At 69.1% G+C, this 21,438-nt stretch carries 19 protein-coding genes and 4 pseudogenes; 15 read left to right on the forward strand and 8 right to left on the reverse strand.

Annotated elements, in window-relative coordinates:
- The first annotated feature begins 130 nt into the window (after positions 1-130).
- The 6 genes from ACZ4QV_RS11690 (at position 131) to ACZ4QV_RS11715 (ending at position 8,787) form a co-directional block, all read left to right on the forward strand.
- Positions 131-1,246, forward strand: a complete 1,116-nt coding sequence (locus tag ACZ4QV_RS11690; protein ID WP_467762827.1) for an ABC transporter ATP-binding protein — start codon at positions 131-133, stop codon at positions 1,244-1,246.
- Complete coding sequence (locus tag ACZ4QV_RS11695) at positions 1,243-2,118, forward strand: ABC transporter permease (RefSeq protein WP_467762828.1); 876 nt, start codon at positions 1,243-1,245, stop codon at positions 2,116-2,118. The genes ACZ4QV_RS11690 and ACZ4QV_RS11695 overlap by 4 nt, the downstream gene beginning before the upstream one ends.
- Before the next feature lie 310 nt (positions 2,119-2,428).
- Positions 2,429-2,722, forward strand: a complete 294-nt coding sequence (locus ACZ4QV_RS11700) for a hypothetical protein (protein WP_361592062.1) — start codon at positions 2,429-2,431, stop codon at positions 2,720-2,722.
- A 216-nt stretch (positions 2,723-2,938) separates the two neighbouring features.
- On the forward strand, positions 2,939-4,192 hold the full coding sequence (locus tag ACZ4QV_RS11705) for an nSTAND1 domain-containing NTPase (protein ID WP_361592024.1): 1,254 nt from the start codon (positions 2,939-2,941) through the stop codon (positions 4,190-4,192).
- Positions 4,131-6,881 (forward strand): WD40 repeat domain-containing protein, encoded by a 2,751-nt coding sequence (locus ACZ4QV_RS11710; protein ID WP_467762912.1) that lies wholly within the window; start codon positions 4,131-4,133, stop codon positions 6,879-6,881. Before ACZ4QV_RS11705 ends, ACZ4QV_RS11710 begins: the two co-directional genes overlap by 62 nt.
- Positions 6,882-7,287: 406 nt before the next feature.
- The gene (locus ACZ4QV_RS11715; RefSeq protein ID WP_467762829.1) at positions 7,288-8,787 is read left to right on the forward strand and encodes a GDSL-type esterase/lipase family protein; all 1,500 of its coding nucleotides are present in this window, start codon (positions 7,288-7,290) and stop codon (positions 8,785-8,787) included.
- Positions 8,788-9,005: 218 nt separating this feature from the next.
- Here the strand turns inward: ACZ4QV_RS11715 and ACZ4QV_RS11720 are convergent, their stop codons facing one another.
- Together ACZ4QV_RS11720 and ACZ4QV_RS11725 are read right to left on the reverse strand one after the other, a co-directional pair.
- Complete coding sequence (locus ACZ4QV_RS11720; protein WP_361157979.1) at positions 9,006-9,590, reverse strand: hypothetical protein; 585 nt, start codon at positions 9,588-9,590, stop codon at positions 9,006-9,008.
- Between the two features lie 211 nt (positions 9,591-9,801).
- Complete coding sequence (locus tag ACZ4QV_RS11725) at positions 9,802-10,011, reverse strand: hypothetical protein (protein ID WP_361593097.1); 210 nt, start codon at positions 10,009-10,011, stop codon at positions 9,802-9,804.
- A 558-nt stretch (positions 10,012-10,569) separates the two neighbouring features.
- Here ACZ4QV_RS11725 and ACZ4QV_RS11730 point away from each other — a divergent pair.
- Positions 10,570-11,778 (forward strand): annotated as a pseudogene (locus ACZ4QV_RS11730) (IS3 family transposase).
- A 120-nt stretch (positions 11,779-11,898) separates the two neighbouring features.
- Here the strand turns inward: ACZ4QV_RS11730 and ACZ4QV_RS11735 are convergent.
- Positions 11,899-12,780 carry a hypothetical protein gene (locus ACZ4QV_RS11735; protein WP_467762830.1) on the reverse strand — a complete coding sequence of 294 codons (882 nt, stop codon included), beginning with the start codon at positions 12,778-12,780 and terminating at the stop codon, positions 11,899-11,901.
- A 207-nt stretch (positions 12,781-12,987) separates the two neighbouring features.
- Between ACZ4QV_RS11735 and ACZ4QV_RS11740 the strand changes: the two genes are divergently transcribed.
- The 3 genes from ACZ4QV_RS11740 (at position 12,988) to ACZ4QV_RS11750 (ending at position 15,212) form a co-directional block, all read left to right on the forward strand.
- The gene (locus tag ACZ4QV_RS11740; RefSeq protein WP_361157971.1) at positions 12,988-13,248 is read left to right on the forward strand and encodes a GlsB/YeaQ/YmgE family stress response membrane protein; all 261 of its coding nucleotides are present in this window, start codon (positions 12,988-12,990) and stop codon (positions 13,246-13,248) included.
- Between the two features lie 480 nt (positions 13,249-13,728).
- Positions 13,729-14,655 (forward strand): hypothetical protein, encoded by a 927-nt coding sequence (locus ACZ4QV_RS11745; protein WP_361592181.1) that lies wholly within the window; start codon positions 13,729-13,731, stop codon positions 14,653-14,655.
- A 344-nt stretch (positions 14,656-14,999) separates the two neighbouring features.
- Positions 15,000-15,212: a hypothetical protein gene (locus ACZ4QV_RS11750; protein WP_361640262.1), complete on the forward strand. Its 213-nt coding sequence runs from the start codon at positions 15,000-15,002 to the stop codon at positions 15,210-15,212.
- Between the two features lie 231 nt (positions 15,213-15,443).
- Here the strand turns inward: ACZ4QV_RS11750 and ACZ4QV_RS11755 are convergent.
- A pseudogene (locus ACZ4QV_RS11755) lies at positions 15,444-15,686 on the reverse strand (transposase); the annotation flags it as partial.
- 59 nt (positions 15,687-15,745) lie between these two features.
- Positions 15,746-16,438 carry a GAF and ANTAR domain-containing protein gene (locus ACZ4QV_RS11760; protein ID WP_361157963.1) on the reverse strand — a complete coding sequence of 231 codons (693 nt, stop codon included), beginning with the start codon at positions 16,436-16,438 and terminating at the stop codon, positions 15,746-15,748.
- A 239-nt stretch (positions 16,439-16,677) separates the two neighbouring features.
- Between ACZ4QV_RS11760 and ACZ4QV_RS11765 the strand changes: the two genes are divergently transcribed.
- On the forward strand, positions 16,678-17,301 hold the full coding sequence (locus ACZ4QV_RS11765; RefSeq protein ID WP_361640260.1) for a GAF domain-containing protein: 624 nt from the start codon (positions 16,678-16,680) through the stop codon (positions 17,299-17,301).
- A gap of 138 nt (positions 17,302-17,439) precedes the next feature.
- On the opposite strand, the pseudogene ACZ4QV_RS11770 reads toward ACZ4QV_RS11765, so the two are convergent.
- Positions 17,440-17,859: pseudogene (locus ACZ4QV_RS11770) on the reverse strand (hypothetical protein); the annotation flags it as partial.
- Here ACZ4QV_RS11770 and ACZ4QV_RS11775 point away from each other — a divergent pair.
- Positions 17,799-18,215: a nuclear transport factor 2 family protein gene (locus ACZ4QV_RS11775; protein ID WP_361640258.1), complete on the forward strand. Its 417-nt coding sequence runs from the start codon at positions 17,799-17,801 to the stop codon at positions 18,213-18,215. The pseudogene ACZ4QV_RS11770 and the gene ACZ4QV_RS11775 sit on opposite strands and share 61 nt — an antisense overlap.
- Before the next feature lie 58 nt (positions 18,216-18,273).
- The gene (locus ACZ4QV_RS11780) at positions 18,274-18,546 is read left to right on the forward strand and encodes a nitroreductase/quinone reductase family protein (protein ID WP_361640256.1); all 273 of its coding nucleotides are present in this window, start codon (positions 18,274-18,276) and stop codon (positions 18,544-18,546) included.
- 2 nt (positions 18,547-18,548) lie between these two features.
- On the opposite strand, the gene ACZ4QV_RS11785 is transcribed toward ACZ4QV_RS11780, so the two are convergent.
- Positions 18,549-19,364 carry a hypothetical protein gene (locus tag ACZ4QV_RS11785; protein WP_361640254.1) on the reverse strand — a complete coding sequence of 272 codons (816 nt, stop codon included), beginning with the start codon at positions 19,362-19,364 and terminating at the stop codon, positions 18,549-18,551.
- A gap of 573 nt (positions 19,365-19,937) precedes the next feature.
- Positions 19,938-20,063: pseudogene (locus tag ACZ4QV_RS11790) on the reverse strand (IS5/IS1182 family transposase); the annotation flags it as partial.
- Here ACZ4QV_RS11790 and ACZ4QV_RS11795 point away from each other — a divergent pair.
- The gene (locus ACZ4QV_RS11795; protein ID WP_361640266.1) at positions 20,055-20,405 is read left to right on the forward strand and encodes a hypothetical protein; all 351 of its coding nucleotides are present in this window, start codon (positions 20,055-20,057) and stop codon (positions 20,403-20,405) included. The pseudogene ACZ4QV_RS11790 and the gene ACZ4QV_RS11795 overlap by 9 nt on opposite strands.
- Before the next feature lie 166 nt (positions 20,406-20,571).
- Positions 20,572-21,228 (forward strand): hypothetical protein, encoded by a 657-nt coding sequence (locus ACZ4QV_RS11800; RefSeq protein ID WP_361640252.1) that lies wholly within the window; start codon positions 20,572-20,574, stop codon positions 21,226-21,228.
- Positions 21,229-21,438 lie beyond the last annotated feature (210 nt).

Consider the following 21,438-nt stretch of genomic DNA (forward strand, 5'->3'; position numbering starts at 1 on the left):
CAGCGTGAGGGGTGCAGCGTGCCACGTCAAAAGGAAGCGGACAGATGAGCCGGACGGCGAGCCGGGTGGGCTGGTCAGCGGGGCCGCGCGGCCGGGCGCCGCACGTCGGTCGTGCACCGGGAGCGGGACGGTGACCGGCGCCGGAGACGATGCCGGTCACACCGATCGCAATGATCACACCGACGACGGTGATCACGCGGGCCGCACCGGCGAAGTCGGCCATGCTGACCACACCGCCCGGTACGCGATCTGCGTCCACGGCCTGACCAAGCACTATCCCGGCACGGAGGCGGTCCGCGGAGTCGACCTTCATGTGCACCCCGGGGAGACGTTCGCCTTTCTCGGTCCCAACGGCGCCGGCAAGACCACCACCATCGCGATGCTCTGCGCCCTGGCCCGCCCCACCTCGGGGCAGGCCCGGGTGGCCGGGGCCGATGTCCGTACCCAGCCGCAGCAGGTACGGCGCGGTGTCGGCCTGCTGTTCCAGCACAGCGCCGTCGACCCCGACCTCAGCATCGAACGCAACCTCCTCCTCCACGCGCGCCTGTACGGCCTCTCCCGCAGCCGCTCCCGCGCGCGCAGTGCCACACTCCTGGAACTGACCGGGCTGACCGAGCGGCGCCGGGACCGTGTACGCACCCTCTCCGGCGGGCTACGCCGCCGCTTGGAGATCGCCCGCGCCCTGCTCCACGAGCCCGGCGTGCTCTTCCTCGACGAGCCCACCGTCGGCCTCGACCCGCGCGCCCGCGTCCAGGTCTGGGACCACCTGGCGCGGCTCCGCGCCGAGCACCGCACCACCCTGTTCGTCACCACCCACTACCTGGACGAGGCCGAGCACTGCGACCGCATCGCCATCCTCGACCACGGCCGCGTCGTCGCCCACGGCACCCCGGCGGCCCTGAAGGCCGCGATCGGCGACGACCAGGTACGCGTGCACACCGGCGACGATGCCGCGGCGGCCACCGCCCTGCGTCACGACCTCTCCCTGCGCCCGGCCACCGGACCGGACGGCCTGACGGTCGCCGTGGCGGCGGGAGCGCAGCAGGTGCCCCGGGTGTGCGCCGCCCTGGCCGCGCGCGGCATTTCCGTGCATGCCATCACCCTCTCGGAACCCACCCTGGACGACGTCTTCTTCCACCACACGGGCCGCCGCATCACCCACCCCGGCCCGCCACCAGGCCACGTCGACACGGCTCCCGGTCACGGTGGCGCCTCGCCTGATCACAAGGAGGGGAGACAGCGGTGACGGCCCCCGCAGATCGCCCCGCACCACCGCGGCAGCCGGCCCCGGCGCCACCCGCCACCGACACGCCGGGCCCTCTCGTACGGGAACTGCGCGCCGTCCACGCGCTCGTCCTGCGCGACCTGCTGCGCATGTTCGCCCAGCCCGCGCAGACCACCCTGATGCTGGTCCAGCCCCTGCTGTTCCTGCTGCTCCTCGGCGGCGGCCTGGCCGCCCTGGTGCCCGCTACGGCCGTCGGCAGCGACTACCGCGCCTACCTCTTCCCCGGCGTACTGGTGATGACCGTGCAGACTCCCGCGGTGACCGTCGGCATGCGCCTGATCACCGACCGCGAGAGCGGCTACCTGCGCGAGACACTGATGGCGCCCGTACGCCGCTCCACCCTGCTGTACGGCAGCTGCCTCGGCGGTACCACGGAGGCCACCGTCCAGGGCGCGGTCCTGCTCGCCACCGCAGGCATCGTCGGGCTGCCCTACGAACCCGTGCTGCTCCTGTCGCTGCTGGCCACAATGGCGTTGACCTCGTTCGTCCTCACGATCCTGGCGGCGGCGCTGGCCATCGGCATCCGTACGGTCGAGTCCTTCCACATCCTGCTCAGCCTCGCCCTGATGCCGCTGCTCTTCCTGTCCGGAGCCTTCTTCCCGCTGACCGCTCTGCCCGGCTGGCTCGCCCAGCTGGCCGCCGTCAACCCTTTGGCCTACGCCGTCGACGTCCTGCGCCGCAGCATCGCACACCACGTCCCCGGCTCCACTGCCGCCACCGGGGTGCTCTGGGACGACTGGCAGCCCCCGGCCGCACTTGAAATCGTGGTCCTGGTCCTGCTGGGCGCGGGCGTGCTGCTGTGGGCCGCCCGCCGTTTCGGCCGACTGGAATGAGGCGCGGGAGAACTTTCCCGAAGAGCAGGACCCCCACCCCGAACCCGTTGGAAGAACCTTCTTTCTCATACGAGTTCCAAGTCGGGGCCGCTTTCGTATGGCACCGCACTCGCCAGCACGGCGAATCCAGTGAGGGCAAACGCGGGCGGGGGCAGTCACACCCCCGTCCACACGTCTTCCACGCCATACCTCGTTCAGGCGGCCGCAGGTCTCGCGCGACCGAGGCGTGAACCAGGCTGGTCATCGAGCCTGGGGCATCGGCGTGGTCGTGGTCGTTGGCGCGAGCGTACGAGTGTGCGGCCAACGGTCGGTGGCGCTCTCCCCCGCGGTGTGGCGGGACCGGCGAATTTCCGCGCAGCCGCCCCGAAGCCTCGCCGGCATCTTCGCCAACTGCCCTGAGCTGGCCGCCGCCGAACAGCTCATCCGCTCCTTCGCTGAAATCCTCACCAGCCGCTCCGGCCAGCATCGCAAGGACCGGGTCATCGCCGCCCACATCCGACTCCGCCTCGCCCGGCCGCTGGCCGCGGACCTCCGCCGCCCCTGGGGGAAGCCGGCCGGGCCCGGCCGGCTTCCCCGAGAGCGCTGTCCCGACACCGGTGGCTGACACATCCCAGGGGTGGGTGCTCAACGACGCGACGAGGGTGGATTCGGCCGGCTCCCAGTGGCGTACCGCGCCTGCGGCACCCTCGATGTGAAGCTGAAAGAGCCACCCGCCGCTGGACCGGTGCCACCGGCTCGGCAAGAACCTGTTGTCCAGTGTCCAGTAGCTGGTGACATACAAACGGATGCTGAACAATGCGGGGCTCGGGGAGGTGGGGCGATGCCTCGCGCAGAGCGACCCCTTGATCCTGGGGACAGCCCGCTGCTGCGGTTCGCCGCAGATCTGCGGCGGCTGCGGGCTCAGGCCGGTGGTCCTACGTACCGGGTGCTGGCGGAGCGTGCGCACTACTCGGCCGCGGCCCTCTCCGGAGCCGCTGCGGGGCGGCAACTGCCCAGCCTGGCGGTGGCGGTGGCGTATGTGCGCGCCTGCGGAGGTGACGTCCAGCAGTGGGAGCGGCGCTGGCGGGAGGTGGCGGCCGAGCTCGCCGCCGAGGCCGCAGTGCGGGAGACAGCCGGCGCGAAGGACGCAGAGCGTGCGCCGTACGCGGGGCTGGCAGCCTTCCGGGCGCAGGACGCCGACTGGTTCTTCGGCCGCGAGCGGCTGGTCGAAGAGCTGGCCACACGCCTGCAAGGACAGCGCTTCGTGGCCCTCTTCGGTGCCTCGGGAGCGGGCAAATCCTCACTGCTACGGGCCGGCCTCGTGCCTTGCCTGCGTGCCCGGAACGCGCAATTGCTCCCCCTGCTCTTCACGCCCGGGAGCCACCCGCTGGAGGAGTGCGCGATTCACCTGGCGCCGCACGTCGGCCGCTCCCCCGGCTGGCTCCGCAGCGACCTCTCGGCCGACCACGCGGAGCTGAACCGGGTGCTGCGCCAGATTGCCGTCCTGGCTTCGGACGAGGCAGAGGTCGTCGTGGTGGTGGACCAGTTCGAGGAAGTCTTCACCGTATGCGGCAGTGAGCGGGAGCGTGCTGCCTTCATCGCCGCGCTGGTCACCGCGGCGCACGCCCCGAACAGCCGCTGCCGGGTGGTGCTGGGCGTGCGCGCCGACTTCTACCCGCACTGCACCCAGCACGCACAGCTGGTGGAGGCATTGTGCGACGCGCAGGTCACGCTGGGCCCGATGACCAGTTGCGAGCTGCACCGGGCCATCGTCCAGCCGGCCGCCCGCGCCGGATGCCGGGTGGAGGGGGCGCTGCTGGCGGCGCTGACCGCGCAGGTCCACGGGCAGGTGGGTATGCTGCCGCTGCTCTCTCACGCTCTGCTGGAGACCTGGCGGCGCAGGCAGGGCACCACGCTGACGCTGGCCGGCTTCCAGGCGGCCGGTGGGCTCGACGGTGCGCTGGCCCAGAGCGCGGAAGGCCCTCTACACCGCCCTCACCGGCCGCCAACAGCGCCTGGCCCGGCCTCTGTTCTTGCGGCTGACCGCCCTGGGCGAGGGCACCGAGGACACCAAACGCCGCATCCCGCGCAGTGAACTCGACGAAACCGCGGACCTCACGACCGTCTTGGACCATGCGGCCTGCGCCCGGCTGCTCACCTTGGACCGTGGCCATGTGGAGATCACCCACGAGGCGCTGATCCGCAGCTGGCCGCGGTTGCGCCGGTGGCTGACCGAAGACCGCGACCGGCTGCGCCTGCACCGCCAGCTCACCGAGGCCGCCCAGGAATGGGAGGCGCTCGGCCGTGATTCCGGCGCCCTGTACCGGGGCACCCGCCTCGCCCTGGCCAAGAGCCTCCTCAAACACGACGAGACCGCCCTGACCGTGCGTGAGCGGGCGTTCTTGGACGCCGGCCTGGCTGCCGAGGCAGCGGAGAGCGCCGCGGCCCGCCGCCGCGCCCGCCGACTGCGCCGACTGGTCGCGCTACTCGTCGTGTTCGTGGTGTTGTCCGCCGCGGGCGCGCTCTACACGGTGGGGGCCGAACGCCGGGCGACCGAAGAACGTAACAGTGCGCTGGCCCGCAAGGCGGTGGCGCAGGCCGCCGCGCTTCAGGTGAGGGATCCGGCCTTGGCGGCGCAGCTACGGCTCGCCGCCCACCGGCTGGCCCCGCAGGACGAGACGCGCGACAGTGTGCTCGGCACGTCCTCCCAGCCGTACACGACGCGGCTGACCGGGCACCACCGCGGCACCACCCACGCAGCCTTCAGCCCCGACGGCACCGTGGTCGCGACCACCAGCATGGACCGGACCATCAAGCTGTGGGACGTCAAGAACCGGCACCGGCCCCGGCAACTGTCGACCCTGAAGGGGCATACCGCCACCGTCCAGGCTGCCGCCTTCCGCGCGGACGGCCGCGTACTGGCCACCGTTGGCTGGGATCGGACGATTCGTCTGTGGGATGTCACCGATCCGCGACAGCCCCGTCATCTGTCCGTGGTCACGGGTCACTCAGCGGACATCAGCGCTCTGGCCTTCCACCCCACGGGCTCGTTGCTGGCCACAGGAGGCCAGGATGGTACGGCCCGGCTCTGGGACGTGGCCGATCCCCGCAGGCCCCGCGCGCTGGCCGTCCTGAGAAAGCATCGCGACAACGTCAGCTCCGTGGCCTTCAGCCCCGACGGCACGACGCTGGCGACCGCCGACTACGACGCCACGACCCACCTGTGGGACGTCACCCACCCCGCTCGTCACCGCCACCTCACCACGTTGACCTCGGCGGGCTATGCGACGGCCTTCAGCCCCGACGGCACGACGCTGGCCACCGCCGGGACCGGCCGGACCATCCAACTGTGGGATGTCACCACCGCCTCCAGGCCCCGTTCGCGTACCGCATCGCTCGCCGGCCACACCGACGTCATCAACGCTCTCACATTCAGCCCCGACGGCGATATGGTGGCCAGTGCCGGTACCGACGACACCGTACGGATCTGGCTCACTGCCGGACCGGGCGGCCCCCCGACGCTGCTGACCGTCCTCGCCGGTCACACCGACATGGTCTCCTCGGCCGCGTTCAGCCCGGACGGCACCACGCTGGCCACCGCCAGTGACGACTACAGCGTCCGCCTGGAAGACCTGCGCGCCCTGACTGCACGCCACACCGGCATCGTCTACAGCGTGGCCTTCAGCCCCGACGGGCGGATACTGGCCACCGGGAGTGCCGACCGCACGGTCCGGCTCTGGAACGTCACCGATCCCGCCGCGCCCACCCGCCTGGCCACCCTGACCGGCCAGGGCGAGGCCGTCCATACGGTGGCCTTCAGCCCCGACGGCCGAATGCTCGCCACAGGCGGCGCGGCGCACACCATCCAACTGTGGGACGTCAGCAACCCTCACCGCCCCGAGCGCATCACTACTCTCCCCGGTCCCACCGGTACTCCTGGCGGCCCCGGATCCGGTGTCATGTCGGTCGCCTTCCACCCCCGCGGCCGCCTCCTGGCCGGTGCCGGCACGGACCAGACCATCCGCCTGTGGGACCTCAGCCGTCCGGCACGCCCCCGCCGCCTGGCCGCCATTCCCAGCCGTACCGGTTCCCTCGTGTCCGTGAGCTTCCACCCCAGCGGCACGGTCCTGGCCGCCAGCGGTGTCGATCCCACCATCCGACTGTGGAACATCGCCGACCCCCGGAACCCTGAAAGGCTGCGCAGCGTCACCGGCCACACCGACATCACCGGTCTGACCTTCGTCTCCCATGGCGACCTCATGGTGAGCTACAGCGCGGACCGCACTGTCAGACTGCGTGCCGTGACACCGGCCGGGTCGGCCCGTGAGCTGTCGGTGCTGCGCGCACACCGCCACCCTCCAGGACGCGGCCTTCAGCCCCGACGGCACCCGCCTTGCCAGCGCGGGCAACGACCAGATCGTCCGCTTATGGGATACCGCCGATCCACGGCACCCCGTAGAGACGGCGCGGCTCACCGGGCACACCGCCAAGATCTACTCAGTGGCCTTCCAGCCCCGCGGGACCGCCCTCGCCTCCACGGACGCAGACGGCTCCGTGAAGCTGTGGGACACCGACCTGGACCGCGTCACCGCCCGCATCTGCCGCACCGTCCATCCAGCCATCACCCGTGCCCAATGGGACCAGTACTTCCCCGGGGTCGCCTACACACCACCCTGCACGGAACCATCCACCAGTCACCGGGACCGGGGCTGAGCCACGTCCCCACCTTTCGCCACCCGCCCGGCCCATTGTTCGGTGTGTGTTTGTTCAACGCGCCGCCATGACCCTGAACAACGAGCCTCCGGTATACCCGGCACACATGAAGCGCCCATCGGCGGCCGCGCAGGCAAGAACTGATCGGAGACGCGGCAGCCGACGGTGCGCCATTCCTTCGGCCGGGTGGCCGTACGGCCCGGCTACCGGGAGGAAGCCGGGCCGGCGGGAGCCCGGCCGATGGGGAATGTGTCGTTCTTCCACACGGGAAAGGACTGTCCTTCCATGCGTGCTCTCAGACGCACCGCGGCCGTCGTCGCGGCCGTGATGCTCCCCGGGGTGGCACTGACCGCTACGGCGAACGCCGCCGAGACGGCGCCCGTCTCTTCCAGCACGTCCACCGCCCCCACAGCCGTTTCGCCGGCAACACCACCGACGCCACACCCGGGCCCTCGGACGCCGGGCCCCCGGTCCGCGATGCCCCGGCCCAAGATGACCGCCGAGGACTGCCTGACCGTCCTTGATCCGGTCAAGCCAGGACAGCGCTTCTCCCGCGTTGTCTCGCGCACCTGCGGACAGCGCGCCGAGAAGCCGCTGGCCGAGGCCAAGCAGGCCCGGACTCTGCTGCTGAAGGTCTATGAGCACGAGCAACTGCGCGGCAACTGGGAGGTCTACAGCAGCAGTGACGGCTCCTGCGACGCCAGCGGGTACGGCATCAGGGACCTGGGCCACACCGCGAGCACCACAACGACTTCCTTCGTCATGTACAACAACTGCACACAGGTCACGGCCTACCAGGCCACCGACTTCCGCGGCCTGTCCGAGGACTACTACGGCGACCGGGTCGTGAACGTCGGGCTGAAGATGAACGACAGAATCTCCTCTGTCCGGCTGAAGAACGCGCCGCGCAGACTACCGCCAGGCGAGACCGTCGCGGTGGCCATGGGCGACAGCTACATCTCCGGCGAGGGCGGCCGCTGGAACGGCAACTCACCCACCGGGGACCTGACCCGTAACGGATCCGACCGGGCGGCCACCTGCACCATACTGTCCTGCGACTACGACCCGGCCAGGATCTACGGCGGCACCACCGCCGACGGCGGCAACGGATGCCACCGCTCGGACACCGCCGAGATCGAAGGCAGAAGCTCCGGTCTCCCGGTCACCACACGCGTCAACCTGGCGTGTTCGGGCGCCGAGACCACCCACGTGCGCAACACCACCTTCAAAGGGGAACCACCCCAGGTCGACCAGCTCGCCAACATCGCCGCCCAGGCACAGGTGAAGTACATCGTGTTGTCCATCGGCGGCAACGACCTGGATTTCACCGGTATCATCACGGACTGCGTACGGCGCTACGCGATCGGCCTGGGCCCTTGTAACGATCTGCACCAGCCCAACGTCGACCGCAAACTTGCCGACGTACGCGCCGGCATCGCCGCAGCCATCGCCGACATTCGCACCGCGATGGGGGCCCAGAGCGGCTACCGCATCATCTTGCAGTCCTACCCCTCACCCCTGCCGCGCGGCAGCGAGTCCCGTTTCCCCGACCGCCCCGACTCGAACCGGCGCGGCTGTCCGTTCTACGGCGCCGACGAGGACTGGGCCCGCGACCGGCTGATCCCGCAGATCTCCGAGAATCTGCGGCAGGTCGCCCGGGAGAACAACGTGGAATTCCTCGACCTGCGCAATGCCCTCGAGCGCCGGGAGGTGTGCGGACGGGACACCCGTCAGGCCGACGAGCAGAACCCTGGCGACACTGTCAGCGAATGGGCCCGCGACATCTCCTTCTTCCAGGGCCACATTCAGGAAGACGCGCACCCCAACGCCTACGGTCAGACCGCGCTCGGCAACTGCCTGCAGAAAATGGCCGTCCTGTCGCCCGGTTTCTACGGATGCGACAACGGCGGTCCGGGTACGTCCGCAACCGCGATGACCGTACGGCCGATCCCACCGCAGGCGAGGGCCCGCACGTAAGGCCCCTGGGCACATGGCGCTCCCTGCGCCCGGGCCCGGGCGGCGTCCGCCGGTACGCCGCCCGGGCCCACCAGTCCCGCCGTTGATTGCCCCGGACGTCAGTGGGCCCCGGCGACGCCTGCCGGGGCCCACTGACGCGATCTGCCCTCTGAACCGCAGGCAGCCGCTCAGCACGTTGTCATCCCGCGGAACCTGCTACGTGCCGCTGCCATCGGTGCTTACTTGCAGTAGGTGACCCCGGTGACACTCGTTGGCTCCGGAGGATAGGAACCCGCGGGGAAATACCACCCCTCGGTGTGGCCGGGCGCGATATACTGGCAAATCCGGACGTAGGTGTAGGTGTTCCCCTTGCCGTTCGAGAAGACCGGGGTTTCGCTCAGGCCGTGGTTGTCCGCCCAGCAGTTGTTCCAGTAGATCCAAGCCGGGGCACCCGTACCTCCCGGCTGGTCGACCGACAGACCGCAAGGCCGTTTCTCCGCTTTCACCTCGGCCGCGGTGAGCGCTCGGGGCTGTGGCGCGGTCTTCTCCGCATCACCACTGGCCTGGCCTGCTGCGGGCACCGCGACGGCAACGACCAATGCGGCAGCTGCCGCGACCCCGGTCTTGACGAATCTCATGAAGCCCTCCCCAACATTGCCGGAGAAGCGGCGCACCGTTTCCCGTTGCACGCCGCCCCGATCGGTTCCCAGCCGCATCGCCGCAACGAGGCGGCCTGTTGGTGTCCGGTATAGCTGCGACTCGTTGTTCAGTGTCAGGACACCGCACTGAACAAACACACGCCGAACAATCGGCTGAGTCTCCATTTAGTCCTGGGCAAGCTGGGAAACACCACATATCGGCTGTCGTCGCTGCCCGGGACGTGCCGACCGCGTCTGATCAAGAACAACACCCTGCTCCATGCCGATCAGCCGATTGCTTGCCGTGCCCACTTGGACGGCTTCCGGAAGCCGAATGCTCCAGCCAGCCAGAATCGGGGCGCTTCACCCCCGATCCGGGCCAGGAGACAGACTCGTGCTATTCCACCGTTTTCCCGTCGACGATCAGTTCCGGGAAGGGCAGCGCGTCCAGAAACCTGCCTCGCACGTGGTGGCCGAGCGTGGCGAGGCTGCTGGCCGCCGCGCCCGTCATCACGGCCGCGGTGCTGCGGGCACACTCGGCTGTCAGGGTCTTGTCGTAGACGGCATTGCATCTGCCGAGGTCCGCGCTAAGGGCCCACTGGAGCATGCCCCGTCCTTCCTCAGGGACAGCACGACGCCGCTGCGGTCATGCAGGCCAGCCGCATCGAAATCGAGGACGCGGACGCCGTGTCCGGACAGGCTGTCCCACACCGCTACCTCCAGCACGTGGTGCGGGTGCCCGTCGAAGCGTCGAAACGCCAGCGTGCCCGGTGTCGTAGGTGACGAGCCTGACCGGGCCGGCCGCGATGTGCTGTGCGGCCGCGGCCCGTTGGACGATCTCGTCGTCGACGACTTGACGAGCACCCAGCTTTCCCGAGGTGCGGAAAATCTGCCTAGAAAATCACTGAAGATGTCGGAGAGTCTGGTCCCGGCTCAGAAGGGCCAGGACCAGACTGCGGGTATGCAGGGGGCCGAGACTCCTCGTCGGGTGGGGCCTGATGTGCGGGCAGTGTGCCGGGAGTTGATGCCGCAGCAGAGTGCGTCCGCGTGCCTGGCCGAGCACCGGGAGGCGCAGTTCTCCGCGGGGACGTTCGCGGACGGGCCTTACCCCTTGATCTTGGACACGCGAGACACTGGATCCTGAGGATCTGAGAACGGACATTTCGTGGTCATGAAGAACGATCCGCCGCAGTTCAAGGCGGACGCGGTCGCGCTGTACCAGTCGCGGCCCGAGGCGACGATCAGGCAGGTCGCCGCAGATCTGGGGATCGACCCCGAAACCTTGCGGAACTGGGTCCGGGTGGCCGGAGCGAGCCGGTCCCGGGGGCGCCGGGCGGAGGTGCTGACCGAGCCGCCGACGCCGTTGGAGGCGGAGAACGCCGTTCTGCGCAAGAAGGTCCGTGAACTCGAAGAAGAGCGCGAGATCCTGCGGAAGGCGGCGAAGTATTTCGCCGGGGAGACGCACTGGTGAACCGCTTCCAGTTCGTTGCCGGCCACCACCGCCGCTACGGCGTGAAGCGGCTGTGCACCATCCTGGGCATCGCCCGCTCCAGCTTCTGCTACTGGCGTCGCACGGCCGCGGACCGGGCCGTGCGGCAGGCGGCCGACGCCCGCCTCGCCGCCCGGATACGGGCCGTGCACGGCGAGTCTGACGGCACCTACGGCGTCCCCAGGGTCACTGCCGAACTCCGCGAGGCGGGCGAGCGGGTCAACCACAAGCGGATCGCGCGGGTGATGCGCAGCATCGGTCTGGCAGGTGTGCGCTTGCGCCGCAGGCACCGCACCACTGTCGCGGATCCGGCCGCGGCGAAGGCCCCGGACCTCGTCGGCCGTGACTTCACGGCACGCGAGCCAAACACGAAGTACGTCGGTGACATCACCTATCTCCCGCTGGACGGCGGGACGTTCCTGTATTCGGCCACCGTCATCGATCTCGTCTCACGCCGCATGACCGGCTGGGCGATCGCGGACCACATGCGCACCGACCTGGTCACCGACGCCCTGACCCCTGACCGCCGCCGAACAAACCCGCGGCAGCCTCGCCGGGGCGGTCCTGCACACCGGCCACGGGGCCCAGTACACCAGCCGGGCCTTCGCCGATGCCTGCCGCCAGGCCGGCGTCCGCCAGTCCATGAGCGCGATCGGCTCCAGCGCGGACAACGCGCTCGCCGAGTCCTTCAACGCGACGTTCAAACGCGAGACGCTTCAGGGCCGAAAGCACTGGTCCAGCGAACACGAGGCTCGCCTCGACGCGTTCCGCTGGCTCAATCGCTACAACACCCGACGCCGTCACTCCCGCCTCGGACAACGCAGTCCCATCGCCTACGGGACAGCACTCGACATAACATCAACTACTCTGGCCCAAGCCGCATAGCCCGTGTCCAAGATTCCGGGGCAAGGCCCGTTCAAGCGGCCGGGGCTTCTCGGGCGTGCGGCGGGCCCTGCTCCGGCCGGCCGGAACGGGCCGGACCGGGGCAGGTCGGACCGGAGCAGGTCAGAACAGGAGGTCGTAGATGTTCCAGCCGCCATCGACCGGGATGGCCTTGTTGGGAACGATCCCACCCTGGTAGCGCATTCCCTCGTAGACCGACAGGTTGCCGTCGAGGTCGCGGGCGGTCAGATCGGGCAGCTGGTCGCCGTCCAGGTCCCGGATGCCGACGAAGTCGGCGTAGATGTTCCAGCCGCCGCCCACGCGGGCCCGGCTCTCGAAGGGCCGGGAAGGGTCGCTGGAGCCGGTGGCCTGGTACTTCCAGAGCACGCCGTCCGTGTCGCGGGCCAGGAGGCCGTTGCCGAAGGTGGTCAGGTGGTCGTAGACCTGCCAGCCGCCGCTCACCCGCACCGGCGGCGCGAACGGGGCGGAGGGCTTGCCCGTACCGGCGTAGAAGTAGAGGCCGCCATCGGTGTCGCGGGCCACCAGGTCGTTCTTGCCGTCGTTGTTGGCGTCGCCCGCACCCGTGATGCTGATGTACCGGTCCCACCCGTATCCGATGGCCTGCCGAGACTTGAACGGCGCGGACGGATCGCCGCTGCCCTCGTAGAAGTACAGCTTCCCGCTCCGGTCGACGGCCGCGACGTCCCCCGTACCGTCGGCCGACGTCCCCCCGAGCGAGGTGATCTGCACATACTCGTCCCAGCCCCCACCGATTCTCGCCCGCGGCCGGAACGGCGGAACGGTCCACCCCGTGCCCTCGTACTGCCACAGCACACCGTCGTGGTCACGGGCGTACATCGCCGTACGCTCCGAGGCGGGCCGGGGCTGCGCCGACGCGGCGGCCGGGCCGGCGGCGGCGAGCGGCAGGGCGAGCGAGGCCGCGACGGCGGCGGCGATCAGAGCCGGACGGAAACGACGGCGGATGCGCTGCATACGTAACATCAAGTCCCCTTTGTACACGTGCCGTTACGCCCCCCATGTCCGGAAGACGGACGGCATCGACCGTTTTCCAGGACCATACCGACGAGTGACCGTTATCTGAGCAGGACGTGAAGATCGGTGACCGAATGGTCATATTGCGGGGCGTACGGCGGGCCGCGAGGGGCACGCGTACAGGCGCCCGAGGGGGCACCTCCAGCGGAAGGAGTCGTCGTGTCGTTTCTGTGGGCCGTCATCGCGGGCCTCGTCGTCGGGCTGCTGGCCAAGCTGGTCCTGCCCGGGCGGCAGCCCGTTCCGCTGTGGCTGACGATCATCCTGGGCATGATCGGCGCCGTTGCCGGCAACGCGCTCGCCACCGCCTTCGGCGTGCGCGACACCGGCGGTATCGACTGGATCCGCCATATCTTCCAGATCGGCATCGCGGCCGTCCTGCTCGCCGTCATCACCCCGCTGTGGGCCAAACGGCACACCTGACACGCCGTACGGGCCGGCTCCGCCGGGCACCGGCGGGAGGTGCCGACTCGCAGCTCAGCGGCTCGTCGTCAACCGGCGCTACAAGGAAAGGAACGTCGCCATGCTCCGGGCGGCCGGATTCAGACCAGATTCCGGCCGATGATCTCGATGAAACCGTCGAGGACGGGGACGACGTCGTACAGGGCCTTGCCATCGGCCCATGATGCTGTTCTCGGTTTTCCGGTCATGGACGAGACCTTCTCAAGGACTACGGGGGCACACGAACCCACCGGTTACGCCGACTGACCTGCGCGCTTAACCTTCGACAGGCCAAGCGCTGCCCGCCGCTCGCCGAAGATCACTCAACGAAACCGGTGCGAAGGAACGGTACGTAGGGCCTCTCGCGATACCGCTTGAGCGACTCTCAGCGCAGGCCGGGCGTTCTGAGTCTGAGTACGAGAACTCATGTGCGCCCGGACGTCGGCTGGCAAGCTCCACGGTATGCACAGCGGCAGAAGGGCACTGACGGCCCTGCATCTCTTCCTGGTCTGGGCGCTGACGGCGGCCGTGGTGCCGACGCTCGGCTACGGGCTGGTGCTGTCGAACTGGGGTGGAGGGGCCGGTGCGGCGGTGCCGGTCTTCGCGTTGGGTGTGCCGCTGACAGTGGGCCTGCTGGCCACGGCGGGCCTGCCGGCGCGGACCGTGGTGCCGCTGTGCGGCTCCGCGTCACAGCGGCTGGGCTGGGCGGTCCTGGTCTTCGTCCTCGGCACGCTCGGTGTCCTGGGCGGTCTGGCCGCCCACTTCGGGGAGGTCGAGCTGGGCAGCGCCGGTATCCGCATCGCGCTGACGGGGGTCCCGTACGCCGTGGCCGCGGCGTTGTTCGTGCCGGGCCGCTGGGTGCGGCTGGGGGCGCTGACCGTACTGGCGTCCGCGGCAGCCTACGGGGGCTACATCGGCCCGGCGCAGGCCCAGCAGCGCCAGCACGAGGCGGAGGTCGCGCGGTACCGAGAAAAGCCGGAGCTGCTGTACCTGGGCGCTGCCCCGCCGGGTATGCAGGTCTCCCGTGCCGAGGTCGGCCCGGCCTCCTTCAGCGTCGAGTACCTTCCCGTCCGGGCGGGGTACGAGGTCGGATACGTGGGCCTGACCGTGAGTCCGCCGCTTACGCCGGCACTCCGCTGTCCCGAGCCCGCGGACACACGCATGACCTGCGCGGTCGACGCGCACGGCGAGATGCGCATCGTCCGCGGCCTCACCGGCGGCTCCCGCGAAGTCACCCTAGTCCGCCGCCTTGGAAACGCGGAGGCCCAGGTCACCAGCCAGACCCTCGACGAACCCGGGCTGCGCGATCTCCTACGCACCCTGCGCCCATTGTCGGACACAGAACTGGAGAAGCTGATGCGGGAAAAGAAGATCAACTACAGGAACTGAGCCATGCGCTCCCGGGCCTCGGTGCCGAACGCCTGGTGTGGTGCGGCCGGGCGTGACACGTCGAGCACAACAGAACGCATGACCGATTTTGAAGGGCTTGAGCGGGACCCGCCATGGCGGCGGGCCTTGTACGTCTTCGACCAGGGCGCCTGGACGTGCGACCGGCCACAGCCCGCCCCGTCGAGGACCTCGTGGTCCGCTCGTCATGCTCTTCTGTAAGGCCACTTCCCCGGAAGCAGAGGGCGCCCGCACCCGGCCAGACCTGTTGGCCCGCTCCGTCGGCGCGCCTGCCGGCATCCGTAGCCGCACCAACCGCCGCCACCGCGAGAAGTAGGACACCGATCATGAATGAGCCACGCCAGTACGACGTCGGCTGGACCGACGAGAACCACCCGAAGATCGTGATCGCGCAGCCCGGCCACGACGCCATGACCCAGGCCGAGGCGCAGCAGGCCGTCGGCCGTACCTACCGGGTCGCGGCGCTCGGCGAGGTGTCCTCGGTTCCGGTGCTGCGGACCGTGTGGCTGGAGGAGCACAACCGCAAGGCGGACGCATGAGCGGTGGCGCGTACACCGCTCCCGCGGCGCTGGCCGCCGCCCTGGAACGAGGGGCCGCCCAGACACAGGCAGCAGTGAACACCGTGATGCGGCACCGTACCCAGGCGCTGGTCGAGCAGGTGCAGCACAACACCTCCGGCCGCCCGGGACCACGCGTGATCACTGGCAAATTAGGGGCACACAGTCCGACTCCTACCGCCCCCGCGGCCTCACTCCAGCGGAGCCACATCCGACGGGTTTCAGGATCCGGCCCCAGGCCCCACCCGCCGACCATCGACGATGGCGTTCATAGACGGTCTTCCACTTCCCGTACCGCAGGGGCAGATCCCGCCAGGGATCGCCTGTGCGCTCTCGGAGATAACTGCCATTCAGCACACGACGATGGTCATTCCACCGCCCGCCCCGGCCACCGTTGGCAGGCAGGTGCGGCGAGAGCCGAGCCCTCTCCTCGTTCGTCAGATCGCCACGTCCCACACTGCCCAAACGATCAAGGGAGGCGCTTCAAGATCGAATGACGATTCACCGGACGCGGCCTAGTCGAGGCTTTGGTGGGCCAGGACGTACTGGGCGGTGTGCAGGAGGGGCTGGTTGTGGCGGAAGGAGTGGGCGCGCAGGCGGGCGAGGGCGTCGTCGGGGGTGAGGCCGTACTTGGCGGCGAGGATTCCGGCGGCGATGTGGACGGTGGGCGGGTAGCCCTGGGGGCCGGGCCGGGGCGGGCGGTTTCGCGGGGTGAGCAGGTGGGGGTGCTCGTCCAGGGCCAGGAGGGCGATGATGCGGGCGTAGGCGCCGGCCCGGGCTTGGTGTTGCGGGGTGAAGGGGGCGGGGGTGCAGCGGTAGAGATCCAGGGCACCGATGGCCCGGCTGCCGAAGGTCAGGGGCAGGGCCAGGACGCTGCGGGCGCCTTGTTCGCAGGCGGTGGGGGCGTAGGCGGGCCAGCGGGGGTGTGCGTGCCGCAGGTCGGTGACGTCGACGGGTTCGCGGTGGGTGTAGGCGTCGATGCACGGGCCTTCGCCGGTGACGAGCTGGGCGTCTTCGACCAGGCGGGCGCGTGCGTCGGTGGCGCCGGCCAGCAGGCGCAGCTCTGCGGCGGTGATCAGGGTGGTGCCGGCGAAGTCGGCGTCCAGGTCGTCGGCGCAGGCCCGGCAGGCGGTGGTGAGGGTGAAGCCGCCGGTGGCGACGGCGTTGCTCAGGTGCTGCCAGGCTGCGGTGTGATGGTCGTGGTCCATGGGGTGTCCCTACAACAGGGTGGGTGCCGGGCCGCAGAGCGGGAGGGACACGTCCTTCCGCCGGGGTCTGGGGCGGATGCCGGGCCGGGTGGTGGGTCAGGGGCGCCGGATGGTGCTGGTGTCGAGGGTGCCGTCGATGAGCTGCTGGCACATCCTGGTCAGGGGCAGTTGGTGGGCGCGGGCGTGGCGGCGCAGGGCGTCGAAGGCGTCGTCGAGGGTGGTGTGCCAGCGTTCGGCGAGTGGGCCTGACCCTGGCGGCCGATGCGGCCTTGGCGCAACGGGCGTCCCTGTGCGCCGCCGGCCCGCTGGCCGACCACGGCGAGAGACTGCAGATCAACCTCGGTGAAGGCCCCTGCGTCCAGGCCCTGACCCAGGGCACCCCCGTGCTCGCCAATGATCTCGCCGACCCCCACACCACACGCCAGTGGCCCGTCTTCGCCCAGCAGGCCCAGGCCCACCACATCCGCGCCGCCTTCGCCCTGCCCGCCCTCCACGGCCCCGACCCCGCCCAGCAGTCCGGAGTGGCCCTGACCCTCTACCGCGACCAGCCCGGCCCGCTCTCCACGGCCGATCTGCACACCGCCCAGCTGCACACCGACGCCGCGGAACTCCTGCTCCTGGCCGCCCCCCAGCCTGCCGAGGACGACCTCACCTACGCCTGGTACCTGCCCGCCGACGCCGTCGTCCACCAGGCCACCGGCATCATCAGCTACCGCCACACCCTCACCACCGGCCAAGCTCTCGCCCTCCTGCGCGCCCACGCCCACACCACCGACACCGACCTCACCACCCTCGCCCACGCCATCGTCCACGAAAACCTGCACCTGCCCGACCCACCCGACACCGGCCCCACCGACACCTGACAGCCCCCGACGACCTGAGCACAACGGATGTCGGTGCGCATCCTCTGAAGTGACGGTTGTGGTCAAGCAGTGAGGTTGTATTTCTGGCCGGTCAGGGCCGAGGCGGAGGCGTTGATGTTCACGGGCGGTATGGGTCACGGTGAGTTTTTCTGCGGTCCAGATCTCGGCCTCACGACTGCCGACCGGGTGGGTGGCGTGCGCGGCCGTCGAACCGTACTCGACGGCGATGACGAAGCCGAGCAGCACGTGAGGGTGGATGCCGCGGCGGGCGGCTTCGGTGTGGGCCAGATCGGGCTGGCGGCGTGTGCCGTCAACGAGCACGATCCAGTCCCGAGACGTTGCGGGCCTCGGGGAGAAGACTTCGGCAACAACCTGCTCCGGAGGACGGCTCACCGAAGCGACACACCATTTCCGCTCTGCTCTCGGGCGCCGGCCGGACCTCACTGCAGCAGGGCTGGCAGGGGGCCGCAGACTGCGTTTCCGGCTAGGATCGAGCGGTGGGCGACTACGCTGGCACACCCCCGAAGGGTCCAGAAGACGACACGGTGCGCGCTCAGCTCATCACTGTCGCGGAGGACTGGGCGGCTGCGGTCGTCTCCAACGATGCCGCACGGATCGGCCGCTTCATGGCCGACGAGTGGGTGATCGTCTCGGCATCGGGCGTCGCCTGCAGGGAAGACTTTCTCGCGGTCGTCGAGTCCGGGGAGCTGACCCACTCGGCCATGAACCTCGTGAATCAGGCCAGGGTCCGGGTGTACGGCGATACTGCGGTTTTCACCGGACGAGTGACGAACACGGCCCACTACCGGGGACAGAGCTTTGACGCTGCCGAGTGGACGACTGATGTGTTCGTGAAGCGGGACGGCCGCTGGCTGTGCGTGCTGAGCCACATCACAGCGGCAGCCCCTGACTGAATCCTCGCGAGGGGTGATTGAGCGGGGAAGACGCTGACTGGCGTGCGCCGGTGCCACTGTGCGATCGCAGCCCCGCACTGGCCACAACCACCGAATACGCCCGGCGCCTGGCCGCCGCACCGGACGGTGCCACACAGTCCCCCTGTACGCCTTCGCCGACGGCAGCTGGTTGGTGGTCCCCACCAACTTCGGCCGCGACCGCCACCCCGCCTGGTCCACCAACCTCTTGCACCACCCGCACGCCACCCTCACCTGGCGCGCAGCCGACAGCACCAGGTCGCGTGGTGCGGTCGTACAAATTCCCGTACTCTACAGCGACGTGGCGACATAAACTTAACTCGGCCCTGAAAGGTCGGGGACTCCTGCGACTAGGGAATGCAGAGCACTGAGTGATTTTGCGATGTTGTCCGGACTGAAAACTATGGCGCCCTCTACGTTCATTAACGCTGTATGCAGGGCTGCATCCCCGACGCGATCGGCTGATTCGATCAAGTGCTTTAAGTGCCGAACGACCTGCTCGCCCTCGTGAGGGCCTTTAAGTTTCGCCTCCCCCGCTGTTAGGGCCGCCAGAACATGCGCAAGGCAGTCGATTGCTCGGCCAGGTTTAGGAGGTGTTGCACCTTCGGCCCAGGTGACGTGCGCCAGGAGCCAGAGCGGCAAAGTTGAAGCCAACCAGTCCCTTGCCTGCCGACGCGCAGCAAGCATCGGCCCACTGAGTCGACCAAGCCCTCCGTGAGAGATGTCGGTGATCGCGGCAGAGGTAGCCGCCACTCCACCCAAAATGGCCGAGTTATCCAGGTCTTGCCCGAAAGCTAGCAGCGTGAAAAGTGACGATCCGATGCCGTAAGTCAACGAGCGCACGGTAATTTGCCGGTACCGCTCACGGTTACTCAACTCCGAGCGCGGTATCCCGCGGAACACTTCACTGGCCATTTCGTCACGAACACGGTTCTGCTGCTCCGGCAGGCCGTGATCCAAGAGTAGACGCTGCGTGTAAGCGACCAGCCGGTCAGCAAATTTCCGAGCGCGGTCCGTATCCGAGTACCCCGGCAAGAAACCTGCATGATTGAGCGCCTTAACACCTCCAGGATGTCGGGCTGCGGCCTCACCCCAGAGCCGCAAGCGATCCCAGTAGGTATCGCGGAACACACTGTCAAATCTGGGATACCTAACGCCATGGGTGATCCGTTCCCGGAGCCAACGCCTCATCCGGACCATGCGGCCCCGCGCGACCTCCATGGGAACTTCAGTAGTGTCGAGTATTGCGCAGATCGTTAGTGCGGCTTCATTAACGGCCGCAGGCACGGGCCCTTCGGCCGTCATCAGAGCCCTCAGTACGGCCTGCAAGCGGAGGTACGAGAGCCACTTACGTTGCCGAAAGATTCGCCATGCCAACTTGACTCCGCGATAGGCGCTCGCCCCACCCCGGGAAGCAGTCGTGATGTCAGTCACACTAAGAGACAGTAGGGGCGAGAGCGCCATCCCGCCCCAAGATCCGTCGTTCTGCTGGGTGTGAACTTCCCTCCCCCAACAGGTGTTGCCCAAGGGGCCTGGTTTCGAGCCCACCGAGTCAAGCCGGTACATATTTGCCCGTATCCTGCGTCACCTTCCAGGCAAACGCACCATGCCGGACGAGACTTCTCTTCGCCCACCTAAGGGCTGTCCCACAAAGATCTTGGAGTCGCCTCGTGCAAGCGGGCCAGCCACCCTGCTGCCTACGACCTATCCGGCGAGGGCGAGGTTGTGCATCCGGGCGATGCCGAGCATGGCGTGGTGGACACCGTCGCCCTTGAGGCGGCAGTCACGGAGGATCTTCCATGTCTTCATGCGGGCGAAGACGTGCTCGACCGGTCGATGGAGCAACTCGCCCGGTCCGCGGGCCTGGTGAGCCTGGCCCACACGGCCTACCACCTCATGTGCCTCGAAGCCGCCCGTACCATGCCGCTCGTCCGCCTGCCCGCCACCCAGTGGCTCGACGCCCCCTTCGACGGCCTCGGCGGCGGCCCCGAAGGCGAGCGCCTTGTCAACGCTGCCCTGAAGGTCTGTGCAGTGACCGCCGGCGACGACGCCCAGATCATCCTCACCACCCCCCAGGTGCTCCCGGCCTCCACGGCCGGACTGATCGTCACCGAACACGAGAGCACGCGACCGCTGATCCCGCACGCTCGCCCTGAGAGCGAGGAGTCGTGAGCGGCGTCCGCATACCGCCCCCGTCCAGGCGCCGCCGGCCAAGGATCAGGCTGCCCCCTGCGCATGGGTACAGACCGTAGGCATCGACGACATCATCCTCAGCTACTCAAGCGAGCACTGGCTCGCGCCGTGGCACGACGACAGCGTCCAGCGCTGGGACATCAGCATGCACCTCAAGGACGAAGGCCCCGGCCCCTGCTTCGGGACGATCGAGCTGCACGTCGTCGACCACTGGCGCTCGCCGGACATCGTCGAGAGCCTCGACGCCGTCAGCGTCGATCTCTGCGAGATCGGGACCGCCCTGTACGACCCCGAGCAGGGGGGCCTACGGGACGAGTTGTACGAGGACCTCGCTCTTCCGGGCAAGACCCCGATCGTTGACCGCGTCAGGATGGACCGGCGCTTTCGCGGACAGGGGCTCGGCGTCTACCTCACCGGGCTGGCCCTGGACTACCTCAGCCACGGGGCTGGGGTGATCGCCTTGTTCCCCGGACCCCTGGACGACGCCCCCATGCCTCCTACGGGCTCCTGGAGGGAAGCGGACGAGGCGGCCCTCGCTGCGGCTCGCGCTCGCCTTGGCCGCGCGTGGTCGCGCCTCGGGTTCGAGCACTACCGGGACGGGACCTGGATTCTCGACCCGGGCATGCGGACATTGCATGACGCGCTCCGCCGCGAACAGCAGCGGCTGCAGAACCGCAGGTGGAATGTGACCTTCACCGACGTGGCGACCATTGGGACGGACATCTCTGCGGGGATCGCCAAGGTCACCATGCCGAAGTCAGCCCCGCATCCTCTTCGCTCTGGCGGGATCGAAGGCCCGTAGCGTCCTGAGCGGTACCGCCCTGGGATCGAAGTGAACCTCTCAGGCATGCAGCAAGGCCGCCGTCCCACAAAGGGACAGCAGCCTCCCCCACTCCGACATCGACATCATCCGCCAGGAAAAGGACGAGCTGCAGCCGACGCGAAACCAAGGGAGGAGCACATCACCTGAACCGCCTCTAGACCTGCGGGCACCCATGCAGCACACGCGCGG

This window comes from Streptomyces sp. NPDC026394 (genome assembly GCF_055567735.1).